Here is a 15285-nt window from a genome sequence, read left to right on the forward strand (position 1 = left end):
AATAAGTGCGGACACGAGAACTGAACGCTCGCTCGATAGCTGGGCCCACCTGCTCCTCGATGTACCAAATTTGATCGAGTGCCCTGTGATGAAAATCATAGGGCACGATCATGAGTCTCCACTTTTTCGTGTTCTGGGTTCTCAAACTATGCAATCGGAACAAACGCACTTCATATTTTCAGAATGTCGTTGATGAATTTTCGGTAAGAGATGAGTCGATGTTTGACTGCTCGAGCAGCCTCGCACGAGCTTGCTTGGCAGTACGGATAATGTCTTCGGCATCCATGGCAGTATCGTGAGTGGGAAGGGGATAGCCAGCCGCAGCGAGTTCAGCCGCTCGTTTCTCAATCAGTAATGACTCAGGATCCCGTTCACGCTGGAATTTCATAGCACCACCTATCTGGCTAACGGGTTAACGAATTCATGAGCTAGGAAGGGTCTCATATTTGTTTGTTGGATCTTAAGCGGTGTTGCTGTCGAGTGATCTTTTGGCAAGAGCTTGCTGAATGTCAGAGATTGACCCGAGCCAGTGTCGGCCGTCTTCGTAGGGGGTGAAACCCATCCGATTGCCAAACGCTGCGGCGTTTTTGTTAGCGCATTCGATGGCAAGGAATCTGTAGCCAAGCGCTGGTGCAAGCTTCACAAGCATCTCAAGCAAATCCCGGCCATGTCCTGCTCGCTGTTCTTTGAACATCAGTCGCGCGAGTACAACGCACTCCCTAGGCCAGAAGTCTTGAGGGCGCACAAAAACACGGAAGTAGAGATCGTATTTCTTAGTGAAAGCGGAAATTGTCGAGCCTGATTGCGATAACATCTGCTTCACGTATCGCGGCTTGTATGAGAATTGTTCGACAAGAAAACCGGCCAGGTGAGTCTTTAAAAAATCGCAGCTTTGTTGAGCATATTCATACCACTCATCATCGCTCGCACCGTCTGCAGGAATCGTGAGCATCTCTTGGCTCCTCAGTGTTAGTCCGAGGTCAAAAGTGTAGACCTCACGTTGCTTGCAGGATCAGGTCAGCTCCCAATAACCATGAATGGTCTTCTGAATGTCAGCGCGGCGATCAGGAGTGATCCGCATTTGCGGCGCTTTCAGCATGTCGGATCAATCTAACGAGATTCATCGTAGGCCCTCCGTTTGACGTGGAGGAAATTCCTTATTTGTCTTCGAGGCTGCCGCGCTGTTCGCTATTCCAGGCTTCAGTGAGCTCGTCTATCCGATCTGTGATTTGAGGCTTTTTTGATAGGACTAGGCAGCGCGTGTTGCCGACAAATTCTTCTATCAGATGCACAGAGTCGCCGACATCCAGCTCCAGCTCCTGCAATGCCTCATCAGGAATTCGAATCGCACCGTCACCATCCCATTCCTCAATCATGATTTTCATAGGCGGCTTTCTCACGTGTGGTCTCCATGGCTTTGTGTCGGCAATGGTAACGTGCTTTTGCGTGCAGGCTTAAAGCGCAGCGCAGCTAGCAAACTTTCGAGCTGTTTACGTTTATTCAACGGTCGGCTCGTGAGAGCCAGGAGAGTTATTCACAATGGACGAATATTCAAACCAGCCGATGTACTCAGGTAAACCTACTGCTTACGTTGATCAGAACGTCCTTACGATGGTCGTGAAAAATCGCAACCCTGGTTTTTTCAAGTCAGTTTCTGAGGAGTTTCAGGTGATCTACTCCGATGACACCCTTCGGGAGATCAAGCGCAGCGGTCAGCCAGACAAATTTCTATTCGCATTACTCGATCTCAACGCCATGCACTTCAAGTATCAACTCGACGAGGCGTTTGAGGTTACGGGGAACATGATCATTGGTTCTTTATCTCCGACTCAAGCATTCGCCAACTACCTCTTGATAGAGCCCGTCTACGACACGATGTTTGCGGCGGCACACCAGACCACACTCAAGATTTACGGCGGTAAGACGGAAGCTTCATTTACAGACATTGCAGATGAGCAGGCCAGCGCCTTCCAAGGCGTCATCGGGCTCATCTCCAGCCAACTTCATCAAATCGACAGTTCTCGTGAGGATCTAAGAGGCCCCGTAGAGCAATACCTCAAGACTCTTCAAGCACAATACGAAATAGCTGTTGCGGTTTCGTCTACTGAGATGACCAAGCACATCAACGACGAAAAAGGTGAGTCAGGTGTGCAGAACTACAGAGCATCGGTCGGTATGGGCCCGGTACAGCTCAACAACGTAGAGCCGCCTCGCGTCATCGAAAAGATTTGGGATATTTACCAACACCTTGACGACTATCGCGGCAAAGGGTTCTCGATCGAAAACTTCCTCGGAATTTCAAACAGCCCCATCTACAACAGGGAAATGCATCTACATGAGAAGGTCACCGCAATCTACAACCTGTTGAATTTCATTGGCTACAAACCTGACAGCAGGCTTCACAAGGAACAACGGCATGTGGCCTCGATCAGCGACGCCGCACATGCATCAATCGCCTCCCACGCTCACGTTCTACTCAGCGGAGATCACGCGTTTGTAAACAAAGTGCGCGCGATTTATGAGTTCCTCAACGTCCAGACGGATGTGGGCCTTGTAACCGAGGATGGCGAGAGAGTCTGTGTACGATATTAGGAGCAAGATTCGGCCCTTGGACATGTCGATCTTATAGGTTAAAGGTTTATAAGAATCGCTCTAGCTGCTCACGTTCCTAGCCTCAGAGGCTCGACTAGATCAGTACCATCAAGTTGCCAGGTTTCAAGAGACCAAATACGACCGTCAGGTGACGGGCAGTTCTCGCAGCAATCTGAGGGACTAGCAGTCATTGAAAAGCGTGAGCGGCCAGTCATCCATTTCAATGGGAATGAGGCCGTGATAGATCTCATTCCATGACTGGATCGAGGCCCGCGTCATAATGCGTGTTCCGAGCGTCATGTCCTTCAGTATCTGGTAGATCTCGCGGGATGTGAGAGGGGGGTCGTGTTCAAAAGTTTCACTTCGAGATACACCTTTACTCTTTCACCATTCTTTCGCTGGCATTAGCTGGGTTTCGTCTACTCTCCCAAAACGCTGCATCTTTTTACATAACTAAAAGCAGGAAGCCTGTCGGCCAGCCCGACAGAAGACAGGGATCGATCATGGCTAAGATTTTTAAAATTGAGATCCTGAATTTTAGGGGAATTCAAAATCTTATTTGGTTTCCAGCGCCCGGCGTTAACTGCCTGATTGGAAGAGGTGACAGTGGTAAATCTACCATCCTGGATGCTATAGACCTGTGCTTGGGCGCACGACGCAATGTCCAATTCAGTGACGTGGACTTTCATGCTCTGGACGTCACCAAGCCCATTAAAATATCGATAACGCTGTTCGATCTCGACGCACCGCTGAAAAATGTGGAGAGCTACGGAATTTTCCTGCGCTCCATAAATCCAGCTAACAGGAGTATCGAAGAAGAGCCCTATAAAGACTGGCCGACCGCCTTAACCATTCAATTGATCGTGGAGGGTGACCTTGAGCCCACTTGGTCGCTGACATCAGCACAAGCCGAGAGCCTTGGCACCAGCCGTCATTTATCCTGGAAGGATAGGGGGCTCGTCGCCCCCACAAGACTAGGAGGATACTCAAACTCCAATCTCTCCTGGACGCGAGGATCGGTGCTGAACAAGCTCACCGACGAGCGTGCAGAGGTGGGGGCTGCATTGATTGAGGCTGCGAGACTCGCGCGATCATCATTTGGAGATCACGCTCAAGATCAATTGGGTGACACACTGAAACTGGTTACCCAGACGGCGACAGGACTCGGCATACCAGTAGGCACTAGCGCGCGTGCACTGCTAGATACTCATGCGACCCCATTCAATGATGGGGCGATCTCGTTGCACAGCCAGCAGGGCATACCACTGCGCAGTCTCGGTACGGGATCATCTCGTCTTCTGGTTGCCGGACTCCAAAAAATGGCAGCCAAATCAGCATCGATTTTATTGGTCGACGAGGTCGAATTCGGATTGGAGCCGCATCGTCTCGTCAGACTGTTGGATTCGTTGGGAGCGAAGGACAAAAACTCCGTACTCCAGGTGTTCCTGACCACCCATTCACCGGTAATCTTGCGCGAGCTTTCTGGTGATCAGTTGTTCATCGTCAGGGGAGGGAACCCGATTCATCTGATATTGCCGGTCGGCAATGATGACGATGTACAGAGCACGATACGTTCAGAACCTGAGGCGTTCCTTTCCCGTTCAGTGATCGTCTGTGAAGGCGCGAGCGAAGTGGGATTGATTCGTGGGTTAGATCTTTACTACGTCGATCAGGGGAAACCCCCACTAGCCTCTGCTGGCGTTTCCTTTGTTGATAGTGGTGGTAGTGATCCAGACCGATGTTTTCACCGAGGCAACGCGCTTCTACGATTGGGATATCGTGTTCTGGTGGTGGTCGACAGTGACAAACCTCCCACCAAAGAGCTTGTGGCCTCGTTTCTCACAGCAGGAGGCACTCTGATCGCTTGGCAGCCCGGACGCGCACTGGAGGATGAGTTGTTCCTAAGTTTGCCGCCTGTGGCAATCGCTAGCTTGCTTGAGATGGCGAACGAGTTCATGGAGGAGGGAAGGGTGGACGAGCATATCAAAACCGCTTCAAGCGGGCGCTACACACTCTCGGGGATTGAAACCGAAGTATTGTTCTCCGGCTACTCACCGGAGGTTCTCGCTGTGCTTGGCCGTGCGTCTCGCACCAGAAAGGCTGGATGGTACAAGTCGATATCCAAGATGCAGAATGTCGGTCGGTATATCGTCGGGCCTCATTTGGGCGGCAGCGCGCAGGCTTTTCAGCTCGCTGTTTCCACTTTGTTCGTGTGGGCCCATGCCGAATCCTGAAATCGATTTGCTGGCTTTTGCTTGTGGCTCAATTACAGCGCCTGCCGGTTGCGGCAAGACACAACTGATTACCGATACACTCAAAATGCATAACTTTGGGAAGACTGTGTTGCTCTTGACCCACACCAATGCGGGAGTTGGGGCGCTGAGGGCACGACTGAAGGCTGCTGGCGTAAATCCGTCCACTTATCGCGTGTCAACGATAGATGGATGGGTGATGAGACTGATAGCAACCTTCCCAATTCGGAGTGGGCACAGTCCCGAGATTCTTAAGCTCAAAAGCAAAACAGATTACGCCAGCATTCGAGACGCCGCATGGGGATTGCTAGCGTCGGGTCATGTATTCGATGCCCTTCAATCCACTTATTCCCGCGTGTTTGTCGATGAGTATCAAGATTGCACGTTGCCGCAACATCAGATCATTGCCTGGTTAGCATCCGCATTACCAACCTGCGTCCTGGGTGATCCCCTGCAAGCCATTTTTGGGTTCAATGAGCCCTTGGTTGACTGGGAGAAGGACGTCCTTGGTTACTTTCCAAGTGCCGGGCAGCTTTCAACCCCTTGGCGCTGGCGTAATGTCCAGAATGAGCCTCTGGGCCAGTGGCTCCTGCAGATTCGTGCGTCCCTGCAAACTCGGCAAGCAATCGACCTTCGCTCCGCACCTGTGCAAGTGCAGTGGATTGCACTCGAAGCCGCAACTGCCCATGAGCAACGACTCGAAGCGGCTAGAGTTAAAACTGCTTCGATAGACCATCATGTGCTGGTCATCGGGGATAGCCAAAATCCGAGGGGGCAACGAAAAATTGCAAGTCAGACGCCAGGCGCAGTGACTGTAGAAGCGGCTGATCTGAAGGATTTGACTGCCTTCGGGCAAGCATTCAATCCAAGCTCGCCTGATGCTCTGAACGTGCTGCTCAACTTTGCCCAAGGGCTGATGACAAATCTTGACGTTGCGGTGTACATCAGGCGATTAGGAAGCATAAGCACGGGCAAAGCTCACAACCCAGCAACGGAAGCCGAGCAATTTGGTATGAGCTTTATGGCGATCCCGAACTTCGAGTCGGCTCTATTGTTGCTGGACGCTCTTCGGGATCAACTGGATGTGCGCGTCTATCGCCCGGAGATTTTGCGCCATTGCAAAAAAGCTCTCAGCCTCGCAGCCGAGGGGTCTACGACATTTGAGGACGCGACTGTCAGCATCCGTGAACAGAATCGGTACGTAGGTCGGCCAATGTCGCGCCGATCCGTTGGCAGTACGCTTTTGCTCAAAGGACTTGAGGCTGATATTGCTGTGATTTTGAATCCTGAGGAGATGGATGCGAACCACCTTTATGTAGCGCTCACGAGAGGGGCACGCCAGGTCGTCGTGTGTTCCAGTACGCCAATCTTGCGGCCCAAAATAAAATAAATAATCTATGAGAAGCCCTTAAGGCTTTGCGGGGTGTTCTTGAAATTGCGTTTAGATCAAGGCAGTCAGCTTGCTGTGTTTCGATCACCACGAATAGATGAGATGCAAACGTATGAGTATGAGACAAGGCTCGACATGGAGGAGATCATGGTCGGGCAAGCAAGACCGCTTGACGATTGAAACATCAGAACCACCAGTGCTTCACGTTCTGAACACGATGTGCCACAACGAAGCCATGCGATCCATGGGGTACAAGCATGAGGAGTTGGTAGTTATCGGGCGGGACAAGCCTTCAGGGACGGATTGAGCCGCTAGAGTGGCGCCGGCACGATCGGGATTGAGTGAGCAGAACGGCTTGCCAAGTCCGCTGAGTCGACGCAAGGCTTGCGCCTGCTCCTAGCTATGAACTCGACACTTGGAATTCTCCATAGATGGCTCACTCTGCACTGCCTAATGGATGTCACAAGTTTGCATCGTAAGCATCCATGGCCTCACTGGCCGTATCGAACCACTCAATCTCGCCAGACGTAATGGCACTTGCCACTCGCTGGCTGACCTTTGCAGCGAGCCCTTCGAAGAGTCTATCCAGAGGCTCCGAAAAAAGGTCAACAGTGGCGACCGCATATAGCCTTGTTGTCAAAGATTCGAGGCATACATAGCGCGCGGAAGCGCTTGAGTTCAGGCGGCGCCAGGTCACGACTTCGACAAAGTCATCCACTCTCGACGTGCATTGCGCCGCGTGTCTCTGGCGGGCGGTCAGAGGAGCGGTGGTGGATTGGTGCGCGTGCGTTGCACGGTTCGACGATGGCTGAACAAGGTGTTTTAGCTCTTTGCGATCAGTCACAACCTGCTCGCGAAGCTCCTCGGGATCCATGGACAATCCACCCCGATCACTGACTGAATAATTCTTGAGCTTGTTGAACGCATCGATGGTCAGGCGGTCTTGTTTCTGCTCTCAAGCCTACCTTTTGTCTTCAAAGAGCCAGGCCCAGAACTGCATGAATAATCCCATTTTTCTTTCACCCTGCCTTGATCCATGGGGAGCATCTTCAGTGAAGCGGGGGGAAATGTCCTGGATTTTTTTGCTGGGCGCAGGACAATGTCGTGGGAGTGGTTTGCCGCCAAAGGCATCCATCATGTACTGCCGAATACTCGGCTGCTAGTTCAAGCGCGATAACGGGTAGCCATAGGCGAGAGCGCTATATCGTACAGAACTTGTCTTTAAATCTCCCCAAGCCAGATGCGTCGAGTTGGCATTCGACTGTCCATCTGCAGCCGTCAAACACGAGCTGATAACTCCAGCAATTTCTCAACGGTTCCCGTACATCGACGACCCGAAATTCACGCATCAAATCTTGCGAGCTAGCGTGGTCTCCATGCTTGATCCGCCAAGCAGCAGCTCTGATGAATTGCCCATGGCTGAAAACTAGGATGTCCTGGGCATCGTGATCCGCAAGCTTGGCCAGCATCGCATCTGCCCGCCCGAGCAGATGATCGAACGACTCAGCGCCAGGCCCATCAATCATCGTCGCGTCACCGCTCTCCCAGTAGCTTTCCGTATGAGGCTTTCGGTCGGCCTGGGTGCTGCCGGTGAATCTGCTTGGGCTCAAATAAGTGAATTCCTCCACGGCCCATAACTCGAAAGGCACGTCGGGGTAGTGCAGGGCGGTGGGTAATGCCGTGGCCTTAGCGCGCGTGAACGGCGAAGATACGATCAGGTCTGGGATTAAGGTAATCGATTGAGGAAGTGCACCGGCTTGGCGCTGGCCTTTCTCCGTCAACGGTATGGAGTCGGGGGTAGCCGTGGCCAAGCCGACGTTCGCGACACTCTCGGCGTGCCTGATCAACCTGATCTGCTTCGGCATTTATTTTCTACCTTTAAATATGTATGTGTGGCCGTCTGGATTGTCTTGTGAATCTCATCGGCGACGGAGTAATGAAGGAGGTCACGGAGACCCATGTTGAGTAGGTAAGGGACTTTTCCCATGCTCCGTCTTCCTAGGGATGCTGAGAAGGGGGGCACGCAGTCGTAGGGAAAGAGCGCTGTCTGCTGAGACGAAGGCGGCGGACAACATCAGGCGCATCTTACTTAACCTGACTCAGCTGACCAGACACTTGCCCAGCTGCGGTTATGCCCCTCAAATGTGAACCGATCCGGACGCCGCGTTAACCCATGCCGCTTGCGCACGTCTGTAAATTTTTCAAGCTGTGTTGGCATCGCGATGCTTGCTACCGGCCCGTTTCACCGGTCTTTCAACCGCTCCTGAAAAAAAGTGTAAAAATAATTTCGTCGGCCCCTTGAAAAGAAAAAACAAAAACGGAGCTGTTATGTTTGTGTACAAAAAAAAGCCAAGATCTCCAATACCCTGCCATTTTTAGGGCTTCGCTGGCTTTAGGGTAATCGATCCGATTACCCGCTGTTGCATCTGAGGCAATCGATTCGATTGCTTCGCTGTTGCTTTCGCTTTTATGAGAAATTCAGGACAAATAAAAACGATACTCAGGGCAGCAGTCTCGCCTTGCACAGCTCTGCTGGGCTTGGGAGGTCGCTTCTTTGCGACGCAGTCGCGGCTATCTCGCTTTTTCGCGACGAATGTCGCGGCTATCTTTTGATTACAAAGCAACTCGGATTGGTTTAAAAATTTTCGTATGAATTAATCTCTTTGCGCCAAACCAAAAGGTGGGGCGTCAATCGAATTGGCGCCGACACATTCGGCGGCTCACAACCCAAGATCCTGCTCAAGCCTCATTCCGCTCATCAAGTTGGCATCTGCGAACATCTCAAGAGCTATTTTTTTTACTTTGTTTGCAATCGCGACTACCGGGGTTCCGTTTGCGATTGCTTCCTGCTGTGCAGTAGTGGCCCGCTCGACGACGCGAAGATAGATGTGTTCACCATGTTTTTCGATTGCCAGGTGAAAAGGGTTTACTGGTACGAGGTTTGATTCGAATTGCTCGGTCATTGTGAGCCTACCCCTGACTTAGAATATTTATGAACACAGGCCCAGTGAACTGCAGGGACAACGGCGTTTGAAAGTGCCTGGGCTTCCTGAAACGCGCAGTGTGCTTTCTTGATTGATAATCGATGAGCTGACCCTGAATGGCGGCGCTTTCAACAAAAACCTGGCACTCGAAATGGTCGCTCAAAAGCCAGGGTTCGCAGATTCAGCTGCAATCACATTAAGTGTGACGCGATAGTCTTAGTGTCCGAAGTCGGTGATGATTGTCCTGCTGTCAAACCTTGCGCTCATGACCATTCTTTGGACGAAGCTGATGTGGCTGTCCCGGCGAAGGTCGGCAAAGATATAACCGTCCGGGTTCAAGTCATCCATAGCGAATTGCAACTTGTTGAAATCCAAGACGCCAAGGTGCGCTTTGCCACAGTTTATGACCCCGGGTTGCGGTTTGCCAAAGCCGAGGTGGAACGCAGCTGCGTAGCTTGCTCTGCTGAGTGTGTAATCGCCCAGGCTGCCACCAAAATAGTTGCCGTACTTCTCAACGCCAACCTTGCTTACTTGGCAGAACGATTCGGCAAAGGCCATATCTCGGCCATCTCCATTGATCATTTCTGCGGGAATGCCGTAGCGCTTCAGCACTTCCAAGTCATCGCCCGTAAATTCCATTCTGATGCCATCCCCAGTGACTCCCGGTCGACGATCAAAAATATAGCCGTTGTCGACTACGTCAAGTTTCAATTTGGCTTTCAGGGGTGTGTTGTAGGTATGCCCATCCTTGTTGGTAACCAGGTAAACATTACCAGTGTAAGTGTCGGCGATAGGGTCTCTAACGAACCCTAAAATCCCTTCCGCACAAATCCAGTAGACAACCAGAAATTTTATCGCGTTTGAAAATTTGGTTTCTTTGATGGCGTTGGACTTGTCGCTATTGAATGGCGGCGCAATTTTTATGAACGCTATCACCGTCGCAATGATACCGATGCCCTGCCAAATCATTTCGCCAGCGAAAGGCAACACAGTGCTGGAAGCCGGAAAGATAGTCGCAAATATCGTGATCGGATACGATAGTAGATCTCCCAAGAATATAGGAAACCAAAACATTGAAAGGTTCCCGCGAACAGACTCAATAGACTGACTGAAACTTAACCCTTCTACGCTCGAAGCAAGAACAAAAGCAGGTGCAACAATTAGGGCCATAAAACCAGCCCAAATTATACGTGAAGTGCTCATCTAACATCCTTATCGGTTGCATTCGCTAAATGCTAAGTTGCGCCATAAAACTTCGTCAATGGTTATTTTCTATGTCGCTACATATCCAATTGTGGTTTTTTTGATTACTCCAAGTGCTTCTGCGGTTCTGAAGATTTCGCACGCCCGTAAGTTGCCGATCCTGCTGTTTTTAGCGAATTCCTTTAGCTTTATCGGCGTCCCAGGCGTTGTGGTTTTCGCCTGATCGACCAGGGTTTTTAGGATTTCTGCATTCGTGTCGAGCAGCGTTTCCAGCGTTTTCGGGGTTTCTGGCCCAGCAATTCCAGATAATGGCAAAGCGCGACTGCTCGAGTCTGCAACTGACGTGGTGGAGCGTCTAGAGCTACGAACTCCAGACAGAATCAATGCAGGAACGACCTCAAGGGACATCGCAAATCCCATGCACAAAAACTGAGCTAGCAGTGCTGGCAAGCTCGAAGCTTTGGACACCGATGACTTGATATGAGCGATTTCAAGGGAACCAGCGTTGATACGAGCAATTGCATCAGCTCGCTGAGACGCGGCACGAGCGGCGACAGACTCTTCTAGCTCCAGGGCCTTAGAAACCATGCCGCGAGCTCTCAAGCCGTTAGCTTGTGTCGTTGCATCAGATATTTCTTTATCCAGTTTGGAGATCAACAGCGAGTCATTCTTAGCCAGCGCGGTAATAGTCTGAACCCGATCCGTCGTCATAACGTCGTGAATGGCTTTACTAATAGTGATAGATGACATGAGGCGATCATACGTAGCCCATCCACTAACAACCGAAAGCATCAATGCGCAGACTATAGTAAGAACTGCTGTAGACCCGCGCAGAACACGAATTGCGACTGGCCAGGCCAGATACTTAAAGATATCTAAGAGCACCGCTGCTGAAGCAAATAGCAGAGCCAGGCGCTTATCATCAATCAGCGAATATATCGCAAGCGCAACGGAAATTGCAGTTACGCTGGACAATAGAAATGCGATTGCGACAAGTAATGCCGACAGCGACCTGCTCATATTAGACCCCGAAATCTCTCTATAAGCCCATTATATAAGGGGTTTCGGGTAGTGCAATAGGTTGGCCAGGCTATTTGACGTCAAACTACCTTTATGTAGATTGCATTTACCTATTGAGTGTGTGAGTCCAATTCAAAATTATGTTTGTATTGGACTGCCAACACGGAAAATAATACGAGCAGAAAGTTTCCATTTTGAATCAATCATGAGCAAGTTTCCAAAGCGCTCATGAAGAGCGACGACTTACATAAAGATGGACGTGCGTGTGGCCTGGAATATGAACATGACTAGGCTCAAGAACTTGAGGGGTTGATTGATCTGACCCTGGACGTGATCGAAGTTTTCGGCGAAGCCGGCTTACGCGCCCTCGTAAACCGTGCAGAGAGACGTGCAGATGAATTGGACATCCAATTTCGAGCAAAGCTGGCTAAAGAGGCCGAGGCGAAAATACTGGCCCAGGCGAGGCTCACAGAATTCGATCAGATCGCTCTGCTAAGCGTCGTGGGAAGGATTGGGGGAGACATGGACGCATATATGACCTGGCGTCCGGCCTGCTGCTCAGAGGCGCTTACACAGCGAGCGAGCTGTGCCGTCTTCCCAAAGCACAGCTGAGAGAGCTACTGATGTAAAAAAGCATCAGCTAAGAGAAAGGCCAGGACTGCGGAGTTTTGGCCTTTTTCGAATGATTTGACGAGGAACGTCTTACCGTCAGACGTCTGAAGCACCAGTCCTTCTTTAGCCAGGCGAGTCCGTACATGTCGCTCAGCGAATAGCCCCAAAGCTGTCTGGTCACCGTCCACTTGGCCAAAGATCCATCCTCCGTGGTCAGCTACGACGCCACTCAGCTCATGATCGCTCGGGCTCATAGATCTCTTGATCATTCTGCCAACGCGCTTTGCACCTTTTGTCATCATGACCGCTAGCCAGACTATCGGCAGCACGGGGATAGAGATGATGATTCCGCCCCAGACGTTTATCTGATGCACAATCCAGCCCAGAAGCGCAAAGAGCGCCCGCAAGGGCACCATCCAATTGACTCTCATACCGCACTTTCTGGACTGTGTAGGAATGCTAGGGCAAACAAGTGATACAAATCATTAATTATAGTTTCTGACTTTTCGTCAATGCTAAGAATCATGTGCTCACATCCTTGAGCGTCTACAATTCCAATGCCGGGTGTATCTAGCCATGCCTTGCAAATATGATTAGTAAGGCGCTTCTCGCCGTCAAATTCAACTCCGTCTATAGCTCCGTATGTGAGACCCTCAATCGAGAGTGTCCCTAGAGAATAAACTACATTCGCATCGTATATCAGGGCGCATCTTGCCATATTTATTCCTTTCTTAGTCCGTCGACGATTATACCTCTTGCAAGGTTTGCCAGCAAACACTAACATCAGAAGTTAGATATAAAGGAATTCCAGGCTATGAAAGGTTTCAGAAGCATCTTGTATGCACAGCAAGTAGCTCAACTATACCTTGAAGACAAGTCAATTGAGCCCATAAGCAAAAGATCAGGCGTGCATAGTGACTTGACAAGGTTTGCATTCGCTTTGGCTCTCCGGGGCGTACATCCCCATAGACTTAGCTTTATTACTGATTTCAGACTGGAAGATCACGTTCGTATCATGTTAGCTGATAAAGCTGTAACAGAAAGCATTAAGGATGATTTCGATAAGTTCAAGGAAGTTTGGCATAGGCTATATGCAAGGGAGCATGAACGACGAGATTCGATGTGGCGGCTGGAGCTAATCGAGCCGGGGTCTAAGTCCGCTGAACCATTTTTAGACTCTCTGTCAGAAATCAGGAAAGCGGACGAAATAGATCCCATCGGCGAAGCTTCTGGGATGAGCGTAGATGAGCTTTTTGAGTTAGTACCCATCACGTCTGTGCCGGGATCAATCGACTACGTTGGGTATGACGATATTCCAGAGCCGTGGTGCGAGCGGTTCTTACAAGCTAGCGCTGGCTCAACTGCTACTATCCGTGGGGGTTATGCAGGTGACTGGAAGAAGTTCATCCGGCTATGGAACGTCGAAATGGAAATGCTTAAAAGGCACCAGGAAGCAGCAAGCGTGTAAGACAGAAAAGCGTCTGAGCTTCCGCATCATGCGTTGCTCGATGCCAGTTTGTTAGTACAAGCGCTATTTCAAATACTCAACTCAATCTCCTCAGGTATCTGGAGTGTCTGACTAGGGATGTATTCTATGTAGCTGCGCTTGAGTCTGCACTCTCTTGGTTTGAACAGCGCATCAAATATAGCGTCGATCAGTTCCAGCAAGTCCTTGATCATCTTTTGAACTTGGTACTCTCGTGCTGTGAACTTAATGTAGATTGGCTTTCTCCTGCGACCATTAACTGGTTTGAACTCGTAGTAGTAGATTCGAGCTCTTTCTTGTTCTTCGCTATCTCGGCGTTCAATTTCGTCCTGAAGTTCTGAAATGGTTTCTGGGTCATACGAAATACCTTCCTGTGTGATTAGTTTGCGCCAAGTGAGCCTGGATCGCTTGAGTTGTCTGCCGCTGATGTGTTTGCCGTCAAATTCGTATGCAATGCCTTTAGGTTGTCCATCTTCGTCCAGGGTTAGGTGGATGTAGACCTTTTGCTGCCTGAGCAACCTCACGAGCGTGAAAATGTCGCCGTCGCAGTCGTTCGTGGCTTCGATAGCTCCGGCGATTTTTGCGACCAGGCGGTGTTTGTGCGGTAACTGGCCGTCACGGATTGATGCCTGGACTTGTGCGTGTGTGAGTGCAATTCCCCAGGTTTCCTTCGGGCGTGGTGCTTTGTACAGACTGAACATATCTTCGATTTCAGAGACGGAGTCCATGCTTTTGTCACGCTCGAAGCCGTCATCGACCATCAGGAAGCCTTCGTCCATGCAGATCCTGTTGGCAACGATATGGACGTGTTGGTGATCCTTGTCTTGGTGCATCACCGCTACAAATTTGTTCGTCTCATTGAAGCCTAAGTCAGACATGTACTTGCGCACGGCTACACGCCACTGTGAAGGCGTCAGAGACTCACCAGGGCGCAAAGACAGCATCGCGTGAAATACCGGCTTGATCTTCTGGTCGTCGTCGATAGACATGCGTCTGAGTTTCTCGACTTGGTCGAACTCTTTGATCATGTCCGTCAGGTCGGCTTCGCTGCCTTTCAAGAGCCGTGGCATCGGGTCATCTGACATGCAATTTAGATCGATGGTCTGCATGCCGTCGATCTCGTGGTCATGCTTTGTGCATCCATAGATGTAGCGCAGGCGCTTCTTGAATGACTTGGATGACTTTTGGAAAATCTTCCCGATCATTTAACACCCCCAGTATTGATTGCTGAGATGTGCTTCACCTTCTTCAAAAGCTCGGGGGCAGGGGCATTTGAGTTGATCATGAATGCGAGGCTCATGAGCTCTCGTGCGATCTGAACGACATCCCCACTAATCTTGGCCCTTGGCTTCGCGCTGGCAACGAAGTCGCGGATAAACGCCCCAGAGGTCTTGTAGCCTGCGTCAGCAATCTTTGCATCCATGGCGTCAAGCTCTGACTTAGTAAGCCTGATTGTTATCCGATGGTCTTTAGTTTCTTTCTCAATCTTTTTCATCTTGTCTCACCTTTTTGTTGTTTTTGATCTGAGTTACAACCGCGCAACACCTGAAGGGCTGTGAGCATCCTTATATGTCTGACAAGGACACAACTGGCTATAAACAAGCTCTAGATCTATTATGCAAAATGAGCTTTAATGGATCTAGTGGGTTTGACTTTTATTTTGATTTATTTGTTTGTATACCTAAACTTTCGCAAGGTGTGAATGCGAAATCGCAGTGTAGGAGTGCGAAATCACAAAGCACTAAA

General features: G+C 50.3%; 17 protein-coding genes. 5 read left to right on the forward strand and 12 right to left on the reverse strand.

Going from position 1 to position 15285, the window contains the following annotated elements:
• Nucleotides 1-178: 178 nt before the first annotated feature.
• The 3 genes from ACY4LX_RS11850 to ACY4LX_RS11860 form a co-directional block, all read right to left on the reverse strand.
• Nucleotides 179-388 carry a hypothetical protein gene (locus ACY4LX_RS11850; RefSeq protein WP_463259990.1) on the reverse strand — a complete coding sequence of 70 codons (210 nt, stop codon included), beginning with the start codon at nt 386-388 and terminating at the stop codon, nt 179-181.
• Nucleotides 389-460: 72 nt separating this feature from the next.
• Nucleotides 461-952, reverse strand: coding sequence for a hypothetical protein (locus tag ACY4LX_RS11855; protein ID WP_463259991.1), 492 nt, complete (start codon nt 950-952; stop codon nt 461-463).
• 205 nt (nt 953-1157) lie between these two features.
• Complete coding sequence (locus tag ACY4LX_RS11860; RefSeq protein WP_463259992.1) at nt 1158-1385, reverse strand: AbrB/MazE/SpoVT family DNA-binding domain-containing protein; 228 nt, start codon at nt 1383-1385, stop codon at nt 1158-1160.
• 154 nt (nt 1386-1539) lie between these two features.
• Between ACY4LX_RS11860 and ACY4LX_RS11865 the strand changes: the two genes are divergently transcribed.
• A complete protein-coding gene (locus ACY4LX_RS11865) occupies nt 1540-2592 on the forward strand; it encodes a hypothetical protein (RefSeq protein WP_463259993.1) in 1053 nt (350 codons plus the stop codon).
• Between the two features lie 180 nt (nt 2593-2772).
• Here ACY4LX_RS11865 and ACY4LX_RS11870 read toward each other — a convergent pair whose 3' ends face one another.
• Nucleotides 2773-2892, reverse strand: a complete 120-nt coding sequence (locus tag ACY4LX_RS11870) for a DUF7693 family protein (protein WP_463259994.1) — start codon at nt 2890-2892, stop codon at nt 2773-2775.
• A gap of 203 nt (nt 2893-3095) precedes the next feature.
• On the opposite strand from ACY4LX_RS11870, the gene ACY4LX_RS11875 reads away from it, so the two are divergent.
• Together ACY4LX_RS11875 and ACY4LX_RS11880 are read left to right on the forward strand one after the other, a co-directional pair.
• Nucleotides 3096-4826, forward strand: coding sequence for an ATP-dependent nuclease (locus tag ACY4LX_RS11875; protein WP_463259995.1), 1731 nt, complete (start codon nt 3096-3098; stop codon nt 4824-4826).
• Complete coding sequence (locus tag ACY4LX_RS11880) at nt 4813-6234, forward strand: UvrD-helicase domain-containing protein (protein WP_463259996.1); 1422 nt, start codon at nt 4813-4815, stop codon at nt 6232-6234. Before ACY4LX_RS11875 ends, ACY4LX_RS11880 begins: the two co-directional genes overlap by 14 nt.
• 460 nt (nt 6235-6694) lie before the next feature.
• Here ACY4LX_RS11880 and ACY4LX_RS11885 read toward each other — a convergent pair whose 3' ends face one another.
• From ACY4LX_RS11885 to ACY4LX_RS11905, 5 genes are all read right to left on the reverse strand, one after another.
• Nucleotides 6695-7108 (reverse strand): hypothetical protein, encoded by a 414-nt coding sequence (locus ACY4LX_RS11885; protein ID WP_463259997.1) that lies wholly within the window; start codon nt 7106-7108, stop codon nt 6695-6697.
• A 325-nt stretch (nt 7109-7433) separates the two neighbouring features.
• On the reverse strand, nt 7434-8099 hold the full coding sequence (locus ACY4LX_RS11890; RefSeq protein WP_463259998.1) for a histidine phosphatase family protein: 666 nt from the start codon (nt 8097-8099) through the stop codon (nt 7434-7436).
• Between the two features lie 855 nt (nt 8100-8954).
• Nucleotides 8955-9197 (reverse strand): hypothetical protein, encoded by a 243-nt coding sequence (locus ACY4LX_RS11895; protein ID WP_463259999.1) that lies wholly within the window; start codon nt 9195-9197, stop codon nt 8955-8957.
• Between the two features lie 237 nt (nt 9198-9434).
• Nucleotides 9435-10421 (reverse strand): hypothetical protein, encoded by a 987-nt coding sequence (locus ACY4LX_RS11900; protein ID WP_463260000.1) that lies wholly within the window; start codon nt 10419-10421, stop codon nt 9435-9437.
• A 69-nt stretch (nt 10422-10490) separates the two neighbouring features.
• A complete protein-coding gene (locus tag ACY4LX_RS11905; RefSeq protein WP_463260001.1) occupies nt 10491-11441 on the reverse strand; it encodes a hypothetical protein in 951 nt (316 codons plus the stop codon).
• Nucleotides 11442-11750: 309 nt separating this feature from the next.
• Between ACY4LX_RS11905 and ACY4LX_RS11910 the strand changes: the two genes are divergently transcribed.
• Nucleotides 11751-12053 carry a hypothetical protein gene (locus ACY4LX_RS11910; RefSeq protein WP_463260002.1) on the forward strand — a complete coding sequence of 101 codons (303 nt, stop codon included), beginning with the start codon at nt 11751-11753 and terminating at the stop codon, nt 12051-12053.
• Nucleotides 12054-12058: 5 nt separating this feature from the next.
• Here the strand turns inward: ACY4LX_RS11910 and ACY4LX_RS11915 are convergent, their stop codons facing one another.
• Entirely contained in the window at nt 12059-12484 is a 426-nt protein-coding gene (locus tag ACY4LX_RS11915) for a hypothetical protein (RefSeq protein WP_463260003.1), read from the reverse strand.
• Between the two features lie 383 nt (nt 12485-12867).
• Between ACY4LX_RS11915 and ACY4LX_RS11920 the strand changes: the two genes are divergently transcribed.
• Nucleotides 12868-13521, forward strand: coding sequence for a hypothetical protein (locus ACY4LX_RS11920; RefSeq protein ID WP_463260004.1), 654 nt, complete (start codon nt 12868-12870; stop codon nt 13519-13521).
• Between the two features lie 68 nt (nt 13522-13589).
• On the opposite strand, the gene ACY4LX_RS11925 is transcribed toward ACY4LX_RS11920, so the two are convergent.
• Together ACY4LX_RS11925 and ACY4LX_RS11930 are read right to left on the reverse strand one after the other, a co-directional pair.
• Nucleotides 13590-14744 carry a relaxase/mobilization nuclease domain-containing protein gene (locus ACY4LX_RS11925; protein ID WP_463260005.1) on the reverse strand — a complete coding sequence of 385 codons (1155 nt, stop codon included), beginning with the start codon at nt 14742-14744 and terminating at the stop codon, nt 13590-13592.
• Nucleotides 14741-15034, reverse strand: a complete 294-nt coding sequence (locus ACY4LX_RS11930; protein WP_463260006.1) for a plasmid mobilization protein — start codon at nt 15032-15034, stop codon at nt 14741-14743. The genes ACY4LX_RS11925 and ACY4LX_RS11930 overlap by 4 nt, the downstream gene beginning before the upstream one ends.
• Between the last annotated feature and the right edge of the window lie 251 nt (nt 15035-15285).

It is taken from the genome of Pseudomonas sp. Emmai (genome assembly GCF_055179735.1).